The sequence below is a fragment of the Mycobacterium sp. ITM-2016-00316 genome, from assembly GCF_002968335.2.
Classification (GTDB): Bacteria; Actinomycetota; Actinomycetes; order Mycobacteriales; family Mycobacteriaceae; genus Mycobacterium.
This window is the reverse complement of the sequence record NZ_CP134398.1, coordinates 5,653,591-5,675,744: the sequence shown is the minus strand read 5'-3', so window position 1 is coordinate 5,675,744 and position 22,154 is coordinate 5,653,591. Positions and strand designations below refer to the sequence as shown.

Below are 22,154 nucleotides of genomic sequence, written 5' to 3'. Positions count from 1 at the left end.
CACATACACGGTCAGCATCCATTGTGCTCCGCCGCTACGGTGGAACCCATGCGTAGAGCTGTAACCACAGCGCACGCCGGGTTAATCCTGGTCGGCGGCTTACTGGTAACCGTTCCGCCGTCGGCCTCCGCCGACCCGCCGGTGCCCCCGGTCGATGCCCCGCCCGAGGTGCCCGCCGATCAGTGGCGCACGGTGTTCGCCGAGAATCCGATGATCCTGAACCCGCATGTGACCAGCGTCGAGTCCTGGACGCGCACTGGTGACGGGCTGGCCGTCAACTTCACCGCGGGCCCCGCGGAGTGCTTCGGCGTGCACGCCACCGTCCAGGAGACCGCCGAGGAGGTGACGGTGAACCTCGACAGTGGTGTGCCGCCGGAGGCGATCGGGCGGATGTGCATCACGCTGGCGGTGCCCGGCACGCTGGACATCGCGCTGGACGAACCGCTCGGCGACCGGGTGGTGCTGGCGGCAGGAACGAACCTCGACAAACCCAGGTAGAACGTGTTCTAGTTTGTGGTGTGACGAGCACGCTGTTCACCCGTGATGAGCTGACAGACGCATTCGCGACATTCGAGCAGACGGTCGCCGAAGCCGCCCGCACCCGGAACTGGGACCCGTGGGTGGATCAGTACACCGTCGACGTCGAGTACGTGGAGCACGCCGCGGGCACCATGCGTGGCCGCGACCAGGTGCGCCCGTGGATCTGGAAGACGATGGAGAGTTTTCCCGGAAACCACATGACCGCATTCCCGGCGTTGTGGACCGTCATCGACGAGGCCACCTCGCGGGTGATCTGCGAGCTCGACAACCCGATGCGCGACCCCGGTGACGGCACCATCATCAGCGCCACCAACATGTCGATCCTCACCTATGCCGGTGACGGGCTGTGGCGCCGCCAGGAGGACGTCTACAACCCGCTGCGCTTCCTGTCCGCGGCGATGAAGTGGTGCAAGAAAGCCCAGGAACTCGGCACGCTCGATGACGAGGCGGCCGAATGGATGAAGGGCATGGCCCGATGAGGGCTCTGGTCATCGGTGCCAACGGCTACCTCGGCTCGCACGTGGTGCGACAACTTGTCGCCGACGGGCAGGACGTGCGGGTGATGGCGCGTGAGGGGGCCAACACCGTCGGCATCGACGATCTCGACGTGCAGCGGTTCATCGGCGATATCTGGGATGACGAGGCGCTGATCGCGGCGATGACCGGAGTCGATGTCATCTACTACTGCGTCGTGGACACCCGCGGCTGGCTGCGCGACCCGTCACCGCTGTTCCACACCAATGTCGACGGCACCCGGCACGTGCTGGACATTGCGGTGCGCCCCGAGATCGCCTCGGGATTGCAGAAATTCGTCTTCACCAGCAGCTACGCCACCGTGGGGCGCCGGCGTGGCCGGGTGTCCACCGAGGAGGACATCGCCGACGAGCGGAAGCTCACGCCGTATGTGCGCTCGCGCGTGCAGGCCGAGAAGCTGGTGTTGCAGTACGCGCGGGAGCGCGGGCTGCCCGCGGTCGCGATGTGTGTGTCGACCACCTACGGCGGCACCGACTGGGGCCGGACTCCGCACGGCGCGATCATCGCCGGCGCCGCGTTCGGCAAGCTGCCGTTCGTGATGAGTGGTATCGAACTCGAAGCGGTGGGTGTCAACGATGCGGCACGCGCGCTGATCTTGGCGGCCGAGAAGGGGCGCGTCGGTGAGCGGTACCTGATCTCGGAGAAGATGATCAGCAATGCCGAGGTGGCCCGGATCGCGGCCGAGACAGCCGGTGTTCCCGCGCCTGCCCGATCCATTCCGCTACCGCTGACCTACCTGCTGGCCGCCATGGGCACCATCAAGGGCCGGTTGCGCCGCACCGACGAGCGGCTGTCGCTGGCGTCGCTGCGGTTGATGCGGGCAGAGGCCCCGGTCGATCACGGCAAGGCCACCCGCGAACTCGGCTGGCAGCCGGCGCCGGTGGAAGATTCCATTCGCGAGGCCGCCCGGTTCTGGGTGGGACTGCGTGCGGCCAAGCGCCAAAAGGCGGGCTGACCGTTCGAGGTTCGGTACTAGCGTGGTGACACATGACCGCCGATGACCACGTGCGCGTCGATCTGACCGGCGCGCCGCAGACCATGCTCGCCACGCTGTACGCCAAGGCACTGGATGCCGACTTGCCGCGGCCCATTCTCAACGACCGCTGGGCCAAACAGGCCGTCGCGGGTATCGACTACGACTGGACGCAGACCACCATCACCCCGCGGCGGTCCCCGGCCGTCACCACCCGCTCGGCGCACTTCGACATCTGGGTGCGCCAGTTCCTGGCGGTCCATCCGAAAGCCACTGTGCTGCATCTCGGTTGCGGACTGGACAGTAGATACTTCCGGGTGGCGCCGGGGCCGGGCGTGCAGTGGTACGACATCGACTACCCGGAGGTCGCCGAGTTGCGCGGCCGACTGCTGCCGGCCGGTGGAGAGGGCTATCACGTGGTACCCGCCTCTGTCACCGATCCGGCGTGGCTGCGTGACGTCCCGGTCGGGGCGCCGGTGCTGGCCATCGGGGAGGGCCTGACGATGTATCTCACCGAGGCCGACGGTCTCGATCTGCTCAACCGGGTCGTCGAGCATTGCGGCACCGGGGAATTGCAGTTCGACGCCTTCAATTCGCTGGGTATCAGATCGCAGTGGTCCAATTCGGTGGTGCGTCGTTCGGGTGCCACCCTGCGCTGGGCGGTCAACGGTCCCGATGACATCCTGCGGAATGTCCCCGGCACGCGGCTGCTGGCCTGGGTATCCCCTTTTGACACTGTGGCTTTCGATCTGGTGCGTCCGGCCTACCGGCTGCTGGCAAACGCGATGTCGAGGGTGTCGGTATTGCGTTATATGGCGCAATACCACCGCTATTCGTTCTGAGGCAGTCACGGGTCGTTGTCCTGTCCGTCGGGTTGTGGTGGTGGGAAGAGTTCTTCGGGGTGGAAGTGGTGGTTGAGGGTGTCGGCGCCGGTGTCCATCAGTGGTGGTGGGTGCCAGTGCACGCGGCCGGTGACGGGGTCGATGGTGTTGGTCCAGCCCAGTTCGGCGAGTTGGTTGTCGGGTCCGCAGCCCAGTCCGAGGTCGGGTGCGTCGGTGAGTCCGCCGTTGTTCCAGCTGGGGTTGGCGTGGTGGGCCTGGCAGCGGCACGCTGCTTGGGTGCAGCCGGGTCGGGTGCAGCCGCGGTCGCGGTTGTAGAGCAGTAGTCGTTGGGCTTTGGTGGCCAACCGTTTGGAGCGGCCCATGTAGAGCGGTTCGGCGGTGTGGTGGCGGTAGACGATCAGGTAGTGGTGGGCGTGTTCGGCCAGCCGGATCAGATCGCGCATGGGCATGAGGGTGCCCGCGCCGGTGACCGCGATCCCGGCGCCGGCCTCCAGTTCTTTGAGCGTGGTGGAGACGACCAGGGTGACGGGTAGGCCGTTGTGTTGCCCGAGGCGCTTGGACATCAGGGTGTCGCGTAGGACGGCTTTGATGGCGTCGTGGTTGCGTTGGGACTGGGTGCGGGGGTCGCGCAGAAATTCGTCGGGGTCCCACGTGGGCGGCGGGCCGGCGGGCCCGGGCACCTCGAACTCGACCTCGGTCTGAGGCTGGGGCTCAACCTCCGATTCGGGCTCAACCTCCGGTTTGACCTCTGCTGATGCGGCCTCTGCCTCTGTCTCGCCTTCTGTCTCTGTCTCGCCTTCGTCCTCGTCCTCGTCCACACCCTCGTCCTCGGGTTCGGTGTCGGGTTCGACAGGGTCTTCGTCGAGTGGGTTGGGGTCGGGATTGTTTTGGGGCTTTTCGTCGTCGGGGTTGTTGATGCCCGGTCGTGCCCAGACGTCGAGGATGGTGCGTAGGTAGGCGGCGAATTCGGCGTCCACCCAGCCCGACACTTTGGCCATACCGTCGACGTCTTGGGGACCGATGCTCAGCCCGCGCCGGTGTCGTGCCGGGTCGGGGCCATCGCCGTCGGGGTTGATCAGAGCCAGCGCGTGATCGGCGGCTTTCTGCAGCGTTTCGGGGGTGTTGGTGGCGGCGATATCGACCAGTGTGGATTCCAGTTGCCCGCGCGCGGTGGCATCCAGGTAGGCGGAGGCCTTGTTCAGCGTGGTGCGGATGATGGTGATGTGCCCGGTGGTGATCCTGCCGGCGGCCAGTGCGGCCGCGCACGCCGCCAGCACTGGTTCCAGGACTTCGCCGGTCATGGTGTGCCGCGGCCCGAGGTCGCGGGCGGCGGTGATGCGCCGGGCGGCTTCGGTGGCGCTGAGGCGGTCGCGGGTGGTCAGTACGTCGGTCCAGGTTTTGCCGCCGATCTCGTGCGGGGTGGCCCGGTCCATCAGGGCGGCCAGGATGCGGTGATCGACGGCGGTGTCGGCGCGGGCCTGCTGCTCACGCTCAGACAGCAGTGCCAGCAGTTCGGCGGTGTCGAACATGGTGAAGTCGGCGTCCAGCAGCGCCTTGACGGAGGCGGCGCGATCGGACAGCGCGTGCTGCACCGCATCCCGACCACCGGCCACATCGCTGTTCATGACTCGAACATACGTGCGATCACCGACAAGAAACCCGACAAAGTGACCGGTGTGATCAATGAGTCCAAAGAAATTTCTGGGACTCGGCTGTCGCTCGAAAGTCGCTCATAGGCGGGCACTTTCGAGGTGGAGCTATCCGGAGACTCGGGGCGAGAACGACGGGAGGGAAGCCCGGATCGGGCGCCCTCCCGCCGTCTACGCTCAGGTGTCGACCGGCCCTCGCGTCCCGAGAATCGGTTGCCGCCGACCCCCGCCGTTGAAGTCGGGGCACCACGGCGAGTGGCCGCGTTCGTCTCGCCAGACGATCTGCAGACCCCGGATCGGGCCGCCGCGGAACGCCACCGCCCATCCCATGTGGACGTCCGGGTGGGTCACCTCGACGAACTCCGCACACGAATCGTCCGGAAACGTCATGGTGTCGCCGGGCGCGGGCTCGACCTCGTGCACCATGTAGTGCGCCATCTCGTTCAGCAGTTGCGTGGAGCGCGCGGGCGGAAGGCCCGTGATGAGCAGTTCGGGCAGGCCGGCCTCGCTCAGCCCGGCGGTGTACGCGAACGGCGGGTCGGCCTCGACATACTGCACCGCCCAGCCGTTCTGCATGACGACGCCCCGCAGCACGTCGAGGTAGTCCTGCCGGGTTGCCCCCGGATGATCGCATTGCCAGCACATGGTGTGCCCCTTTCGTCGGTCTTGGCAGACACGATGCGCCGCACCACCGACAACCCGGCCTGGCAGAATCACTGGGTGTCCACCATCAATGGTCGTGTCTCGCACTGGTTCGACAAGATGCCGTCGCTGCGGCCACGGCTGCCAGGGGATCGCGACGCCGATGTCTGCATCGTCGGCGCCGGCTACACCGGTCTGTGGACGGCCTACTACCTCAAGAAGGCCGACCCGTCGCTGCGGATCACCGTGCTGGAGGCTCGCTTCGCCGGCTTCGGCGCATCGGGCCGAAACGGTGGCTGGCTGTCCGGACTTGTTCCCGGCGATCGCAATCGGATGGCGAAAACCTATGGCCGCGAAAAGGTTCTGGCCTGGCAACGGGCGCTCAACGAGTCCGTCGACGAGGTCATCGAGGTGGCCGACCGGGAAGGGATCGACGCCGGTGCGGCCAAGGGCGGCAACCTGGAGATCGCCCGGAACCCCGCGCAGGCGGCGCGATTGGCTGCGAGTGTCGCCGAAGAGCGCCGCTGGTGCAACGATGTCGTCGAACTCACCAAAGAGCAGGCAGCGCAACGCATCAACATCGATGGGCTGGTCTCGGCCTATCACAGCCCGGACTGCGCGCGCATCCAGCCGGCCGCGCTGGCCGCCGGGCTGGCCGACACCGTCGAACGCCTCGGGGTCACCATCCACGAACAGTCCGCGGTCATCGAGATCCAGCAGGGCAGGGCCGTCACCAGGACCGGCACCGTGCGCGCGCCGATCGTGCTGCGGGCCACCGAGGGCTTCACGCCCGCGCTTCCCGGACTGCGCAGGCGCTGGCTGCCGATGAACAGCTCGATGATCGCCACCGACCCGATCCCCGCTCATATCTGGGACGAAATCGGTTGGCAGGGACGCGAAACCGTAGGCGACACCGCGCACGGATTCTTCTACGCGCAGCGGACCGTCGATGACCGCATCGCCATCGGCGGGCGCAGCGTGCCCTACCGGTTCGGGTCACGCACCGATCAGGACGGTCAGGTGCCCGCCCGCACCATCCGTCTGCTGGCCGACGTGCTGCACTCGATCCTGCCGCAGGTCCGCGACATTCCCATCGCGCACGGCTGGTGCGGCGTGCTCGCGGTGCCGCGCGACTGGGAAGCCGGTGTCGCGCTGGACCGCGCCACCGGCCTGGGCTGGGCGGGCGGCTATGTCGGGCACGGTGTGACGGCGACGAACCTCGCCGGCCGCACCCTGGCCGACCTGGTGCTGACCCGGAACACACCGATCACCGAACTGCCCTGGGTCGGCCACCAGTCGCGCAACTGGGAGCCCGAGCCGATGCGCTGGCTCGGGGTGCGCGGCCTCTACATCGCCTACAAACTCGCCGACCGGCATGAGGCCAACGGCCGCCGCACGACCTCGCCCATCGCCAGGGTCGCCGACGTGATCACGCGGAAGCCCTGAGCGGACGCGCTCAAGCTTCCGCGCGCTCCTTGAGCCGCTGCAGGGTGACCTTGATGTGCTCGGCGTTGGCGCCGGCCCGGTCACTGACGCCGGTGGCCAGGCCGGCGACCTTCTTGAACCATCCGGCCCGACGGTCCCACATCGACTCGGTGACGGTGCACCCGCCGTCGGCCGGGGCGATGTCGTAACGCCAGTGCGCCACCGGGAACACCGCCGATTTCACGTCGAACGCGAACGTCGACCCCGGGGCGGCATCGGTGATGGTGCAGGTGGTAGTCCAGGACTTCGAACCGTTGCGATTCTCGCCCTTGAACACGGCTCCGGGGGCGACCGTGGAGTGTCCCTTCGCCCAGTGCATGGCGTGGGCTTCTTCGGCCAGCGCTGCCAGCGTCGAAAGGTCGGTGATCAGCGCGTATACCTTCGCTGGATCGGCCGCGATCGACACGGACCCGGTAATCGGTGCATTCATGGGCCGATCGTAGCGATCGGCGTGGCGGGAATCACCGCATCGGGGCCGACGTTGTCCAAAACATGAGCGAGCGTCCCGTGTGGCAGCCCACCGCCGAGCATCCGATCACCGTGGCACCGACCGGCAGGCACGTCACCGTCACGGTCAACGGGGTGGTCGTCGCCGAATCAGACGGTGCGGTGACGCTGCAGGAAAGCACGTATCCGGCGGTGCTTTACATCCCGCGCGAAGACGTGGTGGCCACGGTCCTGGTACCCAGCGAGACGACCTCCTACTGCCCCTACAAGGGTGAGGCCAGCTACTTCCACGTGGCCGATGTGCAGGACGCCATCTGGACCTACGAGCAGCCGTACCCCGCGGTCGCCGACATCGCCGGCAAGGTTGCCTTCTATCCGGACAAGGCGCAGATCTCGCTGGCCTAGATTGGGCAGGTGCCCACCACGTCGGTGACCTTCGGCGGACCCGTCAGTCCCGGGTTCACGCTGTCGCCGTTGCGCCGCGGCAGCGGCGATCCGTGCTTCCAGCTGATCGCCGGCGACACCTGGCGCACGTCGATGACGCGCACCGGCGCGGTGACCGCACGGATCCGCAAGACGGCCCCCGACACCGTGGAATGTGAGGCGTGGGGTCCCGGCGCCGCCGAGTTCCTGGACGGTTTCGGCGCGCTGCTCGGATCCGAGGACGACACTTCGGATTTCGACCCGGCGGAGCCGACGGTTGCCGAAGCCTATCGGCGGGTGCCCCACCTGCGGCTGGGCCGGACCGGCCGGGTGCTGGAGGCCCTGATCCCCGCGGTCCTCGAACAGCGGGTGTACGGCAAGGATGCCTTCCGCGCATGGCGGCTGCTGACCGCCAAGTTCGGCGCACCGGCGCCCGGTCCGGCACCCGCGGGCATGCGGGTGCCGCCCACTGCCGAGGTGTGGCGCCGCATTCCGTCCTGGGAGTTCCATCTCGCCAACGTGGATCCGGGCCGGGCCCGCACCCTGGTGGGGTGCGCGCAACGCGCCGACGCGCTGGAGCGGCTGCACCCCGCGAAGGCGGCGGCGGGCCTGACATCGCTGCCCGGTGTCGGTGTGTGGACGGCGGCGGAGACGATGCAGCGCGCGTTCGGTGACGCCGACGCGCTGTCGGTCGGTGACTATCACCTGGCGAAGGTGGTCGGGTTGAGCCTGCTGGGCAGGCCCATCGACGACGCCGAGATGGTGGAGTTGCTCGAACCGTTGCGCCCGCACCGGCACCGGGCGGTGCGGTTGCTGGAAGCCAGTGGGCTGGCCGTCCGGCAACGCCGCGGGCCGCGTCAGGCGATACCGAACCTGCGGGCGCTCTGAACGCGGTGCCCAGATGGGTTACCGATCGGGCTCTATGGGTATGCGTCGGAGGAGCCAGACGACGCAATGACGCCGATATGAAGGAGCCACCATGAGCAGTTTCACCATTCCGGGACTTTCCGACAAGCAAGGTGCGGACGTAGCCGATCTCCTGCAGAAGCAGTTGAGTCGCTACAACGACCTGCATCTGACGCTCAAGCACGTGCACTGGAACGTCGTCGGCCCCAACTTCATCGGGGTCCACGAGATGATCGACCCGCAGGTCGAATTGGTGCGTGGCTACGCCGACGAGGTGGCCGAACGCATCGCCACCCTGGGTGCGTCCCCGCTGGGCACCCCGGGCGCCATTCTCAACGACCGCACCTGGGATGACTACTCGGTGAACCGCGACAATGTCCAGGCGCACCTCGCGGCTCTCGACCTCGTCTACACCGGGATCATCGAGGACACCCGCAAGGGCATCGCGCACCTCGACGATGTCGATCTGGTGTCGCAGGACATGCTCATCAGCCACTCGGCCGAGTTGGAGAAGTTCCAGTGGTTCGTCCGCGCGCATCTGGAGAGCGCGGGTGGAAAACTCCCGCATGAAGGCAAGAAGACCGAGAAGGGCGCGGCCGGCAAGGCCCGCAAGTAACTCAGTCCATCTTCGCTTCCAGGTCGTCGTCGCGAACCGGGCGGTCGGCGAGTTCCTCTGCCACCCCGAACAACAACGGGTAGGCGACACCGGCGATGGCGGCACCGACCAGCGGGGCAACCCAGAACAGCCACAGCTGGCTCGGTGCCCCGTCGCCGTTGAAGAACGCGACACCGGTGGACCTGGCCGGGTTGACCGAGGTGTTCGATATCGGGATCGAGATCAGGTGGATCAGGGTCAGTGTCAGTCCGATTGACAAGCCCGCGAATCCTTTTGGCGCCCGGTCATCGGTGGAGCCGAGGATCACCAGCAGGAAGATGAAGGTGAGCACGATCTCGGTGACGAGTACCGCGAGCAGTGTGTAGCCGCCGGGGGAGTGGTCGCCGAAACCGTTGGCGGCCATGTTCCCGGTCGCCGTCCACCCCTGCTTGCCGCCGGCGATCACGTAGATGACTGCGCCGGCGACGAACCCGCCGATCACCTGGGTGACCCAGTAGGGCACGACGGCGGACCATTCGACCCGCTTGGCCAGCGCGGCGCCCAGTGTCACGGCGGGGTTGAAGTGCCCGCCCGAGATGGTGCCGAACGCGTAGACGCCGGTGAGCACCGTCAGGCCGAAAGCCAGTGAGACGCCGAGGAATCCGATACCCAGCGATACGCCGTCATCGGACAGGAACTTTGCGGCGAACACTGCGCTGCCGCAGCCGCCGAGCACGAGCCAGAAGGTGCCGATGAACTCGGCGGCCAGCCTGTGCGCCATCGTGGGGGTCGTCATGGTGCTACCCTTCGCCGGAGGCATGCTTACGTGCTGAGAGTCGCACGAATTGCCTGCGGCACAAGCGATTGTCACCAAATCTTGGCCCTACGGTGACGCAGAAGTTGTCAACGGTAGGCAGTCAACCGGGCGGTCAACGCCACCTTTCCGTCATCGCCGATGCCCTGTGCTTCGGCCACTCCGCTGCTGCGCCCCGCATGAACCGGCGTCGCCGTGTAATGCGCGCGGCCGCCGCCGATCAGGCGCCGCAGGTAGTTGATCCGCAGGGATGCCGTCAGCAGTGGCGACTCGGCGCGGCCGGTGTTGAGGGCGGCCGAGCCCACCAACTCCAGGCCCGCGGCGGCCACCCCGCCGTGGACGGCGCCCAGGGTGTTGTTGACGGCGGAGTGCGCGCGCTGGTGCAGCACCACCCCGGTGCCACCGGTTTCGGCGACCTCGACGGCCATCAGTTCGGCAAGGCCGGTCGGCAGGGGTTCGGCCGGTTCGGCGGGTTGCTCGAAGGCGCCCGGTACGTGCACGGCGGCGGTGATGTAGAACGTGCGCACTGTGGCGAGGCCGATCTCGGTACCGCCGTGGGTCAGCATGCACTCCGACAGCGAGGTGGCGCCCGCGGCGCCCACCGGCCTGCTGACGGCCAGTACGGGCGTCGCAGGGTCCTGGGCCAGGATCGTCTGGGCATCCGGCGCGAACTCCATGGCGAGCTCGCTGGAGACCGTCCAGTGCCCATCGGGCCGGCGGTCGTGGTTGGCGAAGCCGGCGATGTGGTCGACCAGGACCGCCAGCGGGCCCAGTGCGGCAGAACCTGTGAAGGGATTCAACAAGCCGTCCACGGGCATGGTGGCGGCGTACCGGGTGGGCCCGGTCTCGACATTGTCGATACCGAAGCGGCCAGGTGGGGTGGTCAGCGGATATGCCATCGGGGTCCAGCTTCGTGCGGTCGCCGCGGGCAGGTACCCCCGCGGGGTATCTAAGGTGGGAAAAGCGACATCTCTAAGAATCTGACGAGGCTTTCAGCAAACTGATGTTTATTCGTAATACCAGTTGAATGGCAATCCGATCAATAGACAGCAAATCAGTGTGACGAGGGTCTCTCTTGCGGCCCGGGCGCCGGCGGCGGGGCCAAGGGTGGTCTCGCTGCCGAAAATCCCTCGCCGCCAACGCTATTGCCGATTCCCCTGTGGCGCGCCCCGAGCGGTGCCCGCCGCGCCGGGAGACAGTTACTTAGGTCTGACTAAGTTGGCACGTCACCCGGTGTTTGTCATATCGTTTGAGCACTTGTGGCGAGCGGGACAAGTCCGTCGTTCAGTGCTGCACGAAGGCACCGCGATCGCCCAGCCGGTGACCACCGGATGCCGCTGGTGACAGCCGGCAGTACATGAAGCCAGCGCGCAGGCTTGAGAGTAAAGGGTCAGGTGGGAATGACGCCCAAGCAGGGGCTGTACAACCCCGCATATGAGCACGACTCGTGCGGTGTGGCCATGGTTGCCGATATTCACGGCCGTCGTAGCCGTGACATCGTCGACAAGGCGATCACCGCGCTGCTGAACCTCGAGCACCGCGGTGCCGCCGGCGCAGAGCCCAACACCGGCGACGGTGCGGGCATCCTGCTCCAGGTGCCCGACGCGTTCCTGCGGGCAGTGGTCGACTTCGAACTGCCCGAGGAGGGCAGCTACGCCACCGGTATCGCCTTCCTGCCGCAGTCCGCCCGGGATGCCTCCCTGGCCTGCGAGGCGGTCGCCAAGATCGTCGAGGCCGAGGGCCTGCAGCTGCTCGGATGGCGCGACGTGCCGCACGACGACTCCTCGCTGGGTGCGCTGGCCCGCGACGCGATGCCCACCCTGCGCCAGGTGTTCATCGCCGGCGCCTCCGGGATGGACCTGGAGCGCCGTGCCTTCGTGATCCGCAAGCGTGCCGAGCACGAGCTCGGCACCAAGGGACCGGGCCAGGACGGGCCGGGTCGTGAAACCGTGTACTTCCCAAGCCTTTCCGGCCAGACATTCGTCTTCAAGGGCATGCTGACCACCCCGCAGTTGCGGGCCTTCTACCTCGATCTGCAGGATGAGCGGCTCACCAGCGCGCTCGGCATCGTGCACTCGCGGTTCTCGACGAACACCTTTCCCTCCTGGCCGCTGGCGCACCCGTTCCGCCGTGTCGCGCACAACGGCGAGATCAACACGGTCACCGGCAACGAGAACTGGATGAAGGCCCGCGAGGCGCTCATCCACACCGACGTGTTCGGCTACCACAACGACCTGAACAAGATCTTCCCGGTCTGCACCCCCGGAGCCTCCGACACCGCGCGGTTCGACGAGGTGCTGGAGCTGCTGCACCTGGGCGGGCGCAGCATCGCGCATTCGGTGCTGATGATGATCCCGGAGGCCTGGGAGCGCAACGAGGAGATGGACCCCGCGCTGCGGGCGTTCTACCAGTACCACGGGTCGCTGATGGAGCCCTGGGACGGCCCGGCGTCGGTGTGCTTCACCGACGGCACCGTCATCGGCGCCGTGCTCGACCGCAACGGCCTACGCCCCTCGCGCGTGTGGGTCACCAGTGACGGACTCGTCGTGATGGCGTCCGAGGCCGGCGTGCTCGACCTGGACCCGTCCACCGTCGTGCAGAAGATCCGCCTGCAGCCTGGCCGGATGTTCCTGGTGGACACCGCACAGGGCCGCATCGTGGCCGATGAGGAGATCAAGGCACAGCTGGCCGCTGAACATCCTTATCAGGAGTGGCTGGACGGCGGACTGTTCCACGTCGACGAGCTGCCGCCGGGCAAGTACGTCAAGATGCCCCACCACCGGGTGGTGCTGCGGCAGCAGGCGTTCGGCTACACCTACGAGGAACTGAACCTGTTGGTGGCGCCGATGGCGCGTACCGGCGCCGAGGCGCTGGGCTCGATGGGCACCGACACTCCGATCGCCGTGCTGTCCCAGCGGCCCCGGATGCTCTACGACTACTTCCAGCAGTTGTTCGCCCAGGTGACCAACCCGCCGCTGGACGCCATCCGCGAAGAGGTGGTGACCAGCCTGCAGGGCACCGTCGGGCCCGAGGGTGACCTGCTCAACCCGGACGAGAACTCGTGCCGCCAGATCGTGCTGCCGCAGCCGATCCTGCGCAACGCGGACCTGTCCAAGCTGATCGACGTGGATCCCGATCACGAGATTCGCGGCCGCAAGCACGGTATGCGCGCGGCCGTGGTCAGCTGCCTGTACCCGGTGGCCGACGGCGGTGCCGGGCTGCGCCGGGCGTTGGAGGATGTCCGCACCAAGGTCTCGCAGGCGATCCGCAACGGGGCCCGCATCATCGTGCTGTCCGACCGCGAGTCCAACGAGTGGTTGGCGCCCATCCCGTCGCTGCTCTCGGTCGCCGCGGTGCACCATCACCTGGTCCGGGAACGCACCCGCACCCAGATCGGTCTCGTCGTCGAATCCGGCGATGCCCGCGAGGTGCACCACATGGCGATGCTGTGCGGCTTCGGCGCGGCGGCGATCAATCCGTACATGGCCTTCGAGTCGATCGACGACATGATCGACCGCGGCGTCATCACCGGGCTGTCCAGCGACCAGGCCAAGGCCAACTACGTCAAGGCCGCGGGCAAGGGCGTGTTGAAGGTGATGTCCAAGATGGGCATCTCGACGCTGGCGTCCTACACCGGCGCCCAGCTGTTCCAGGCCATCGGGATCAACCAGCGGGTGCTGGACGAGTACTTCTCCGGATTGCACTGTCCCACAGGCGGAATCGACCTGGACGACATCGCTTCCGATGTCGCGGCCCGCCATGAGCTGGCCTACCTGGATCGCCCCGACGAGTGGGCCCACCGCGAGCTCGAGGTGGGCGGCGAGTACCAGTGGCGCCGCGAGGGCGAATACCACCTGTTCAACCCGGACACCGTGTTCAAGTTGCAGCACTCCACCAGGACCGGGCAGTACTCGGTCTTCAAGGAGTACACCAGGCTGATCGACGACCAGAGCGAGCGGATGGCGTCGCTGCGCGGTCTGCTCAAATTCAAAGAGCGCGAGTCTGTTCCGATCGAGGAAGTCGAGCCCGCCACCGAGATCGTCAAGCGTTTCTCGACCGGCGCGATGAGCTACGGCTCCATCTCCGCCGAGGCGCACGAGACGCTGGCCATCGCGATGAACCGGCTCGGCGGCAGATCCAACTCCGGTGAGGGCGGCGAGAGCGTCGACCGCTTCGAGCCCGACGAGAACGGTGACTGGCGCCGCAGCGCCATCAAGCAGGTGGCCTCCGGTCGCTTCGGCGTCACGAGCCACTACCTGTCGAACTGTACCGATATCCAGATCAAGATGGCTCAGGGCGCCAAACCCGGTGAGGGCGGGCAGCTTCCGGGTCACAAGGTGTATCCGTGGGTGGCCGAGGTTCGGCACTCGACGCCCGGTGTCGGCCTGATCTCGCCGCCGCCGCACCACGACATCTACTCGATCGAGGATCTGGCGCAGTTGATCCACGATCTGAAGAACGCCAACCCGGCCGCGCGCATCCACGTCAAGCTGGTGTCGGAGAACGGTGTGGGGACGGTGGCCGCCGGTGTCTCCAAGGCGCATGCCGACGTGGTGCTCATCTCCGGTCATGACGGCGGCACCGGTGCCACACCGCTGACCTCGCAGAAGCACGCCGGCGCCCCCTGGGAGCTGGGTCTGGCCGAAACGCAGCAGACGTTGCTGCTCAACGGGCTTCGCGACCGCATCGTCGTGCAGGTGGACGGGCAGCTCAAGACCGGTCGTGACGTCGTGATCGCCGCATTGCTCGGCGGTGAGGAATTCGGTTTCGCCACCGCGCCGCTGGTGGTGTCGGGCTGCATCATGATGCGGGTCTGCCACCTGGACACCTGCCCGGTGGGCGTGGCCACCCAGAACCCGGTGCTGCGTGAGCGTTTCAACGGCAAGCCCGAGTTCGTGGAGAACTTCTTCCTCTTCATCGCAGAAGAAGTCCGGGAACTGATGGCGCAGTTGGGCTTCCGTACCGTCAACGAGATGGTCGGACAGGTCGGCGCGCTGGACACCACCCAGGCGGCCGAGCACTGGAAGGCACACAAGCTGGATCTGGCCCCGGTGCTGCATGAGCCCGAGTCGGCGTTCATGAACCAGGACCTGTACTGCAGTTCGCGCCAGGATCACGGTCTGGACAAGGCACTGGATCAGCAGCTGATCGTGCAGTGCCGCGAGGCGCTGGACTCCGGCACGCCGGTGCGATTCAGCACCAAGATCGCCAATGTGAACCGCACCGTGGGAACGATGCTGGGTCACGAGGTCACCAAAGCCTATGGTGGACAGGGACTTCCGGACGGCACCATCGACATCACCTTCGAGGGGTCAGCGGGTAACAGCTTCGGTGCATTCGTGCCGCGCGGTATCACGCTGCGGGTGTACGGCGATGCCAACGATTACGTCGGAAAGGGCCTTTCCGGGGGCCGCATCGTGGTGCGCCCCTCGGACAGGGCACCCAACGATTACATCGCCGAAGACAACATCATCGGCGGCAACGTCATTCTGTTCGGTGCCACCAGCGGCCAGGCATTCCTGCGTGGTGTGGTGGGCGAGCGGTTCGCGGTCCGCAACTCCGGTGCGCACGCGGTGGTCGAGGGCGTGGGCGACCACGGCTGCGAGTACATGACCGGTGGCCGGGTGGTGATCCTGGGACAGACCGGACGCAACTTCGCGGCGGGTATGTCGGGCGGTGTCGCCTATGTGTATGACCCGGAGAAGAAGTTGCCGGGCAACGTCAACGGAGAGATGGTCGATCTTGACGCACTTGATGACGATGACCTCGAAGGGTTGCAGGAATTGATCGTGGCACACGTGGACGCCACCGATTCGGCGGTGGGCCGTCGGATCCTGGCGGACTGGCCGGCGCAGCAGGCGCACTTCGTGAAGGTGATGCCCCGCGATTTCAAGAAGGTGCTGCTGGCGATCTCGGAGGCCGAAGCGGCCGGCCAGGATGTCGGCGAAGCGATCATGGCGGCCGCTCGTGGCTGATCCGAACGGTTTCCTCAAGCACACCGTCCGGCAGACCCCGGCCCGGCGGCCGGTGGACCTGCGCCTGCAGGACTGGAAAGAGGTCTACGAGGAATTCTCCGACGAGACTCTGAAGGTCCAGGCCTCGCGCTGCATGGACTGCGGTATCCCGTTCTGTCACAACGGTTGTCCACTGGGGAATCTGATTCCCGAGTGGAACGACCTGGTGTACCGGGACCGGTGGCGCGATGCCATCGAACGGCTGCACGCCACCAACAACTTCCCGGAGTTCACCGGGCGGCTGTGCCCGGCGCCGTGCGAGGCCTCCTGTGTGCTCGGTATCAACCAGGATGCGGTGACCATCAAGCAGGTCGAGGTCGAGATCATCGACCACGCCTTCGACAACGACTGGGTCAAGCCGATGATCCCGACGGTGCGCACCATGAAGAAGGTCGCCGTCGTGGGGTCCGGCCCCGCCGGTCTGGCCGCCGCCCAGCAGCTGACCAGGGCCGGACACTCGGTGACGGTGTTCGAACGTGCCGACCGCATCGGCGGTCTGCTGCGCTACGGCATCCCCGAGTTCAAGATGGAGAAGCGCCACATCGACCGTCGCCTGGAGCAGATGACGGCCGAGGGCACCCAGTTCCGCACCGGCGTCAACGTCGGCGTCGACATCACCGTCGAACAACTCGACGAGGAGTTCGACGCGGTGGTGCTGGCCGGCGGTGCGACCGCCTGGCGGGACCTGCCGATCCCGGGCCGTGAGCTCGAGGGCATCCACCAGGCCATGGAGTACCTGCCATGGGCCAACAAGCTGCAGCAGGGCGACGATGTCGCGGGTCCGGACGGCGAGCCGCCCATCACCGCGAAGGGCAAGCGGGTCGTCATCATCGGTGGCGGTGACACCGGGGCGGACTGCCTGGGCACCGCACACCGTCAGGGCGCCAAGAGCATCCACCAGTTCGAGATCATGCCGCGACCGCCGGAGACCCGTGCGGACTCCACCCCGTGGCCGACCTACCCGCTGATGTTCCGGGTGGCCTCTGCGCACGAAGAGGGCGGCGAGCGGGTGTTCTCGGTGAACACCGAGCAGTTCGTCGGCTCCGATGGCAAGGTGACCACGCTCAAGGTGCACGAGGTCGAGATGAAGGCCGGCAAGTTCGAGAAGGTCGAGGGGTCGGACTTCGACCTCGACGCCGATATCGTCTTCCTGGCGATGGGCTTCGTCGGTCCCGAGCGCGAGGGTCTGCTGACCGACCTCGGCGTCGAACTGACCGACCGCGGCAACGTGGCACGCGACAAGGACTTCCAGACCACCGTTCCCGGCGTCTTCGTGGCCGGCGATATGGGCCGGGGTCAGTCGCTGATCGTGTGGGCGATCGCCGAGGGCCGTGCCGCGGCCGCCGGTGTGGACCGCTACCTCATGGGCCAGTCGGCGCTACCCCGGCCGATCGAGCCGACGGCCGCCCCACAACGGTAGGCAACATCAGCAACTTCAGCCACACGGGAAACAGCCGATTTTTAATCGGCGTGCCGTTTGGTGTTAGCCGCGTCACAGGTGTCTAATGATGGCGGCGGGGTCATCCGGTAATGTGGCCCCACGGTGCAGCTATTAGCCGACCGCAGGAGTTCTTACCGTGTACAACAATCCCATTTCACGGTCCCGAGTGAGTCGAATCGCCTGGTCATGGTTCCGTCACCCGGTCCGCTGCCGTGAATTCCCAGCCAAACACGAGCGGCTGATCACCCCCGACGAGTTACTCCGTTACGGGTACTGATCGACCAGGGCGCCGCGCGGATCCCGATTCGGAACCCACGCGGCACTCGTTTGCCAGATCGTAATAATTTCGTGACCGTCAGTTTTATCTGCTGGTCAGCAGCCCGGAGTCGCGAATCGTCTCTGCGAGCGGCTCCAGCACCGCTGGGTCGTAGGGCGGCGGCAGGTAGATGATCGCCAGATCCAGTCCCTCGGCTCCCAGCGCGATCGCGTCCTCGACAACTCTGCGGTAGTTCCGATCCTCGCCGAGGCGGATATGCGCCGACAGCGTGATCTCCTTCGGGTCCCGGCCGATATCGGCGCAGTGCGCTGCCAGCACGTCGCGCTTGCGGGCGAACTCCGCGGGCGTGCCGCCGACGAAGTTCCAGTGATCGGCGTATTTCGCGGTGATCTTCAGGGTGCGCTTCTCGCCATTGCCGCCGATGCAGAACGGCGGGTGCGGCTGCTGCGGCCCTTTGGGCTCGTTGCGCGCGTCCTTGAGCTGATAGAACTGGCCGTCGAAGGTGGTGGTCTCCTGGCTGAGCAGGCCTTTGAGGATCTCGCAGGCCTCTTCGAAGCGGTCGAAACGCTCCTTGATGGTGCCCAGCTCGATGCCGTAGGCGCCGGACTCCTCCTCGTTCCAGCCGGCGCCGATGCCGAGCTCGAGCCGACCGCCCGAGATGATGTCCAGTGCGGAGGCCATGTTGGCCAGCACCGCCGGATGCCGGTAATGGATGCCGGTGACGAGCACGCCGACGCGCAGCCGCTCGGTGGCCTGCGCCAGCGCCGTCAGCGTGGTCCAGCCCTCTAGGCAGGGGCCGGTGGGGTCGGAGAAGATCGGATAGAAGTGGTCGAAGGTCCAGCCGGACTGGAAGACATCGATATCGTCCGCTGCTTTCCAGATGGCCAGCATGTCGGACCAGGTCGTATTTTGCGGGGAAGTCTTGAAGGCAAAGTCCACACTTGGGCAACGAACCCGGGTGGTCGATAAATTCCTGTACTCGACGCCGGGACGGGCGCGATGAATTCCGCGCGCGACGCAGGTCGGTATGGCCATGATCGCTATGACGACGGCAAGCGCGCGCACCGCCGCGGTACTCGGCGGAGTGCGCGACGATCAACTGGGCGGACCCACGCCGTGCACGGAACTGTCCGTGCGGGAGGTGCTGGCGCACATCGGACAACTGGCGCCGGCCTTCGGGGCCGCGGCGGCCAAGAATCTCGGTGACCTCACCGACAGCCCACCCGGTGCGGACGGCTATCTGCTGGACGAGGGCTGGCGCGACGACTACCCCGCCCGCCTCGCGGCATTCGCGAAGGCCTGGCAGGCGCCGCAGGCCTGGGAGGGGATGACCCGGGTGGGTGCCGTCGACCTGCCGGGTGAGGTGTGCGGGCTGGTGGCTCTGACCGAGGTGGTGGTGCACGGCTGGGATGTTGCGATCGCCACCGGGCAGGCGTACACCGTGGATGACGACACTGCGGGGGTGTTGCTGGAGCACCTGACCGCGTTCACCGCCGCCGGGCCGGTCGAGGGGCTGTTCGGCCCGCCGGTGGTTGTTGGCGGTGACTCCGGTGCTTTTGCGCGCGCGCTGGCATTGAGCGGCCGTGACCCGGCATGGCGAGGGGTGTGATCGGGCGGCGCCACGGGCACACTTGAACCCATGGACCCCGTGGACCCGATCGCCGCGCTACGCCGCATCGCGTACTACAAGGACCGCGCCCGGGAGGATTCACGCCGGGTGATGGCCTACCGCAACGCCGCCGACGTGGTGGAGGCGATGACCCCCGAGCACCGGGAGAAGGTCGGGAAGGCCAACAGCTGGCAGACGCTACCGGGTATCGGGCCCAAGACCGCGAAGGTCATCGCCCAGGCCTGGGCCGGCCGCGAGCCCGACACCCTGGCCGAATTGCGGGTGGCCGCCGCCGATCTCGGGGGAGGAGCGATCCGCGCCGCGATCAAGGGTGACCTGCACCTGCACTCGAACTGGTCGGACGGCTCGGCCCCGATCGCCGAGATGATGGCCACCGCGCAGGAACTGGGCCACGAATACTGCGCGCTGACCGACCATTCACCCCGGTTGACGGTGGCCAACGGGTTGTCCCCGGACCGGCTGCGCCACCAGCTGGACGTGATAGACGAACTGCGCGAACGATTTTCGATGCGGATCCTGACCGGGATCGAAGTCGACATCCTCGATGACGGCACTCTGGACCAGGAGCCCGAACTGCTGGAGCGGCTCGACATCGTGGTGGCCAGTGTGCATTCCAAGCTGAAGATGGACGCGCCGGCCATGACCCGCCGGATGGTGCGCGCGGTGTCCGGCGGGCAGGCCGACGTCCTCGGCCACTGCACCGGGCGGCTGGTGGAGGGAAACCGGGGGATCCGTCCGGAGTCCGCGTTCGACGCCGAGGCGGTGTTCACCGCCTGCCGGGACAACGGTGTTGCGGTGGAGATCAATTCGCGACCCGAGCGGCGCGATCCGCCGAGCCGGCTACTGGATCTGGCACTGCAGATCGGCTGCGACTTCTCGATCGACACCGACGCGCATGCCCCGGGCCAGCTCGACTTCCTCGGCTACGGGGCGCAACGTGCCCTGGATGCAGGGGTGCCGGTGGACCGCATCGTCAACACCTGGTCCGCGGAGCGGCTGCTGGAGTGGGCGCACTGAGTCACGCCGGTGACTCGGGCAGCATCGGCATCTCCAGCCCCGGATCGCGACCCAGCAGCACCCCGCGGGTCACCGAGCCGTTGCCGAACCGCTGCCGGACCTCGTCGACGGCGGCATCCAGGGCGATCGGGTCCGCCGTGCGGGCGAACGGTAGTTCCAGCTGGGCCGCGCCGTCGCGGTCGATATTGGACACCGCGAAGCCCACCAGCGTCAGACCGCGCTCGGCGATCAGCGGAGCCGCGGCGGCCACCAGGTCGCGGGCGGCCCGCAGCACGGCCTCGGTCGACGCGGTGGCGCGCGGCAGGGTGTGTGAGCGGGTGGCGCGAGCAAAGTCGTCGAAGCGCAGCCGCAGCACCACGGTGCGGCCGGTACGTCCGGCGGCCCGCATCCGGCCGGTGATGCGGTCGACGAGATTCACCACGACGGCATCGATCTCATGAGCGGACATGGTGTTTCCGGCGCGGCCGAGGGCACGCTGCGCGCCGACGGACCGCCGGCGCACCCCGGTCACCACCCGGCGGCGGTCGATATTGTGCGCCAGCGCGAAGAGCTGCCTGCCCATGCCCGGGCCGACCATGGCGCCCAGCGTCGTCTCGCTGAGCTCGGCCACATCGGCCACCGTGTGGATGCCGTGCAGCCGTAACCTCTCCGCGGTCTTGGCCCCGACGCCCCAGAGCCTGCGTACCGGCAACGGATGCAGGAACGCCAGTTCGCGGTCCGGGGGTACCAGCAGCAGTCCGTCGGGCTTGGCCTCCTGGCTGGCCACCTTGGCCAGGAACTTGGTGCGGGCGATCCCGACGGTGATGGGCAGCCCGACGTCCACCCGGACCCGTTCGCGCAGTCGGGCACCGATCTGTACCGGATTACCCGACACCCGGCCCAGCCCGCCGACATCGAGGAATGCCTCGTCCACCGAGACCGGTTCGACCAGGGGAGTGGTGTCGCGGAAGACCTCGAAGACCGCCCGGCTGGCCTCGGTGTAGGCGTGCATCCGCGGGGGCACGACGATCACCTGCGGGCAGAGCCGCCGGGCCTGGCCGCCGCCCATCGCGGTCCGCACCCCATACGCCTTGGCCTCATAGCTGGCCGCCAGCACCACCCCGGCGCCGACGATGACCGGCAGTCCGCGCAGGGTGGGGTCATCGCGCTGCTCGACCGACGCGTAGAACGAGTCGAGATCGGCGTGCAGGATGCTGGCCTGCCCTTCGGACACGAACATATGTTCGCATCCGGGTCCGACAGGGGATCGGCCGGCGGGCTGGAGCGTAGCGACCCGGGGCGTGGCTAGGGCGTGCTGCCGTAGATGCTGGTCAGCCAGATGTGGGTGAGCGTGTCCACGACGCGGTCATGCTCGACCGACGGCCGGTCATCGGCGAGGGTCGCCATCATCATCTTCTCGTTCATCAGGTTCAGCGAGGTGGCCAGATCGAGGGCGGGCAGTGTCTCCGGGGCCGCCCCCCGTTGGCGTTCGGCGTTGATCAGTGCCGCGGTGAGGCCGATCCACTTCTGCATCAGCCCCGCCCAGATGGCGCGGAACTCGGGACTGCTGTTCACGGCTTCGGCGCCGGCGCGCGCAGTCGCGGGGTGCGACCCGAAGGAACTGAAGAAGATCTCGATTCCGCGCCGGATTGCCTCGTGCGGTTCGGTGGGCATGGAGTCCATCGCGTTGTCGAAGCCGGTGTCGGCCCGTGTGATCAGTGGATCCATCAGCGACAGCAGGACCGCTTCCTTCGACGCGAAGTAGAAGTAGAAGGTCGGTCGCGATATGCCGGCGCCCTTGGCCAGGTCGTCGACGGAGATATCGGCGAAGGACCGCTGCTGGATGAGCCGGGCGGCGGTGTCCAGGATCGCCTGCTGCCGCTCGTCGCCGGAGGGGCGGGCGGCCCGGCGGCCGCGACTCGGGCTGGCGGTGGTCACGGCCCAAC

At 67.3% G+C, this 22,154-nt stretch carries 20 protein-coding genes; 12 read left to right on the top strand and 8 right to left on the bottom strand.

All coding sequences use genetic code 11. From position 1 onward, the window contains the following. The first annotated feature begins 48 nt into the window (after positions 1-48). The 4 genes from C6A86_RS27510 to C6A86_RS27495 are packed head-to-tail and all read left to right on the top strand — an operon-like array spanning position 49 to position 2,889. Complete coding sequence (locus tag C6A86_RS27510) at positions 49-498, top strand: hypothetical protein (protein ID WP_233213238.1); 450 nt, start codon at positions 49-51, stop codon at positions 496-498. 20 nt (positions 499-518) lie between these two features. Beyond that, positions 519-1,019: a nuclear transport factor 2 family protein gene (locus C6A86_RS27505; RefSeq protein ID WP_105366002.1), complete on the top strand. Its 501-nt coding sequence runs from the start codon at positions 519-521 to the stop codon at positions 1,017-1,019. Continuing rightward, positions 1,016-2,029: an NAD-dependent epimerase/dehydratase family protein gene (locus C6A86_RS27500; RefSeq protein ID WP_105366001.1), complete on the top strand. Its 1,014-nt coding sequence runs from the start codon at positions 1,016-1,018 to the stop codon at positions 2,027-2,029. Before C6A86_RS27505 ends, C6A86_RS27500 begins: the two co-directional genes overlap by 4 nt. 32 nt (positions 2,030-2,061) lie before the next feature. After that, positions 2,062-2,889 carry a class I SAM-dependent methyltransferase gene (locus C6A86_RS27495; RefSeq protein ID WP_105366000.1) on the top strand — a complete coding sequence of 276 codons (828 nt, stop codon included), beginning with the start codon at positions 2,062-2,064 and terminating at the stop codon, positions 2,887-2,889. Positions 2,890-2,894: 5 nt separating this feature from the next. On the opposite strand, the gene C6A86_RS27490 is transcribed toward C6A86_RS27495, so the two are convergent. Both C6A86_RS27490 and C6A86_RS27485 read right to left on the bottom strand, forming a co-directional pair. Then, positions 2,895-4,514 (bottom strand): DUF222 domain-containing protein, encoded by a 1,620-nt coding sequence (locus C6A86_RS27490; RefSeq protein ID WP_311100950.1) that lies wholly within the window; start codon positions 4,512-4,514, stop codon positions 2,895-2,897. A 201-nt stretch (positions 4,515-4,715) separates the two neighbouring features. Further along, positions 4,716-5,183, bottom strand: coding sequence for a DUF4262 domain-containing protein (locus C6A86_RS27485; protein WP_105361721.1), 468 nt, complete (start codon positions 5,181-5,183; stop codon positions 4,716-4,718). A 33-nt stretch (positions 5,184-5,216) separates the two neighbouring features. Here C6A86_RS27485 and C6A86_RS27480 point away from each other — a divergent pair, with 33 nt between their 5' ends. Further along, positions 5,217-6,626 (top strand): FAD-binding oxidoreductase, encoded by a 1,410-nt coding sequence (locus C6A86_RS27480; RefSeq protein WP_105361722.1) that lies wholly within the window; start codon positions 5,217-5,219, stop codon positions 6,624-6,626. A 10-nt stretch (positions 6,627-6,636) separates the two neighbouring features. Here C6A86_RS27480 and C6A86_RS27475 read toward each other — a convergent pair whose 3' ends face one another. Continuing rightward, positions 6,637-7,095, bottom strand: a complete 459-nt coding sequence (locus C6A86_RS27475; protein WP_105361723.1) for an SRPBCC family protein — start codon at positions 7,093-7,095, stop codon at positions 6,637-6,639. Positions 7,096-7,157: 62 nt separating this feature from the next. On the opposite strand from C6A86_RS27475, the gene C6A86_RS27470 reads away from it, so the two are divergent. From C6A86_RS27470 to C6A86_RS27460, 3 genes are all read left to right on the top strand, one after another. Further along, positions 7,158-7,517: a DUF427 domain-containing protein gene (locus C6A86_RS27470; RefSeq protein ID WP_105361724.1), complete on the top strand. Its 360-nt coding sequence runs from the start codon at positions 7,158-7,160 to the stop codon at positions 7,515-7,517. 9 nt (positions 7,518-7,526) lie between these two features. Beyond that, the gene (locus C6A86_RS27465; RefSeq protein ID WP_105361725.1) at positions 7,527-8,423 is read left to right on the top strand and encodes a DNA-3-methyladenine glycosylase; all 897 of its coding nucleotides are present in this window, start codon (positions 7,527-7,529) and stop codon (positions 8,421-8,423) included. Positions 8,424-8,514: 91 nt separating this feature from the next. Next, positions 8,515-9,057: a Dps family protein gene (locus C6A86_RS27460; protein WP_105361726.1), complete on the top strand. Its 543-nt coding sequence runs from the start codon at positions 8,515-8,517 to the stop codon at positions 9,055-9,057. A 1-nt stretch (position 9,058) separates the two neighbouring features. Here C6A86_RS27460 and aqpZ read toward each other — a convergent pair whose 3' ends face one another. Together aqpZ and C6A86_RS27450 are read right to left on the bottom strand one after the other, a co-directional pair. After that, a complete protein-coding gene (aqpZ, locus tag C6A86_RS27455) occupies positions 9,059-9,832 on the bottom strand; it encodes an aquaporin Z (RefSeq protein WP_105361727.1) in 774 nt (257 codons plus the stop codon). Between the two features lie 107 nt (positions 9,833-9,939). Continuing rightward, on the bottom strand, positions 9,940-10,749 hold the full coding sequence (locus C6A86_RS27450; RefSeq protein ID WP_105361728.1) for a hotdog fold thioesterase: 810 nt from the start codon (positions 10,747-10,749) through the stop codon (positions 9,940-9,942). 501 nt (positions 10,750-11,250) lie between these two features. On the opposite strand from C6A86_RS27450, the gene gltB reads away from it, so the two are divergent. Together gltB and C6A86_RS27440 are read left to right on the top strand one after the other, a co-directional pair. Next, positions 11,251-15,825 carry a glutamate synthase large subunit gene (gene gltB, locus C6A86_RS27445; protein ID WP_311100949.1) on the top strand — a complete coding sequence of 1,525 codons (4,575 nt, stop codon included), beginning with the start codon at positions 11,251-11,253 and terminating at the stop codon, positions 15,823-15,825. Next, on the top strand, positions 15,818-17,284 hold the full coding sequence (locus tag C6A86_RS27440; protein ID WP_105362329.1) for a glutamate synthase subunit beta: 1,467 nt from the start codon (positions 15,818-15,820) through the stop codon (positions 17,282-17,284). Before gltB ends, C6A86_RS27440 begins: the two co-directional genes overlap by 8 nt. Positions 17,285-17,666: 382 nt before the next feature. Here the strand turns inward: C6A86_RS27440 and C6A86_RS27435 are convergent, their stop codons facing one another. After that, on the bottom strand, positions 17,667-18,521 hold the full coding sequence (locus C6A86_RS27435; protein WP_105362328.1) for an LLM class F420-dependent oxidoreductase: 855 nt from the start codon (positions 18,519-18,521) through the stop codon (positions 17,667-17,669). An 88-nt stretch (positions 18,522-18,609) separates the two neighbouring features. Between C6A86_RS27435 and C6A86_RS27430 the strand changes: the two genes are divergently transcribed. Both C6A86_RS27430 and C6A86_RS27425 read left to right on the top strand, forming a co-directional pair. Continuing rightward, a complete protein-coding gene (locus C6A86_RS27430) occupies positions 18,610-19,191 on the top strand; it encodes a TIGR03086 family metal-binding protein (protein WP_311100948.1) in 582 nt (193 codons plus the stop codon). Positions 19,192-19,230: 39 nt separating this feature from the next. Then, the gene (locus tag C6A86_RS27425) at positions 19,231-20,229 is read left to right on the top strand and encodes a PHP domain-containing protein (RefSeq protein ID WP_105362330.1); all 999 of its coding nucleotides are present in this window, start codon (positions 19,231-19,233) and stop codon (positions 20,227-20,229) included. A gap of 1 nt (position 20,230) precedes the next feature. Here C6A86_RS27425 and dinB read toward each other — a convergent pair whose 3' ends face one another. Both dinB and C6A86_RS27415 read right to left on the bottom strand, forming a co-directional pair. Continuing rightward, entirely contained in the window at positions 20,231-21,448 is a 1,218-nt protein-coding gene (gene dinB / locus C6A86_RS27420) for a DNA polymerase IV (protein ID WP_105362327.1), read from the bottom strand. Between the two features lie 65 nt (positions 21,449-21,513). After that, positions 21,514-22,146, bottom strand: a complete 633-nt coding sequence (locus tag C6A86_RS27415) for a TetR/AcrR family transcriptional regulator (RefSeq protein ID WP_105362326.1) — start codon at positions 22,144-22,146, stop codon at positions 21,514-21,516. Between the last annotated feature and the right edge of the window lie 8 nt (positions 22,147-22,154).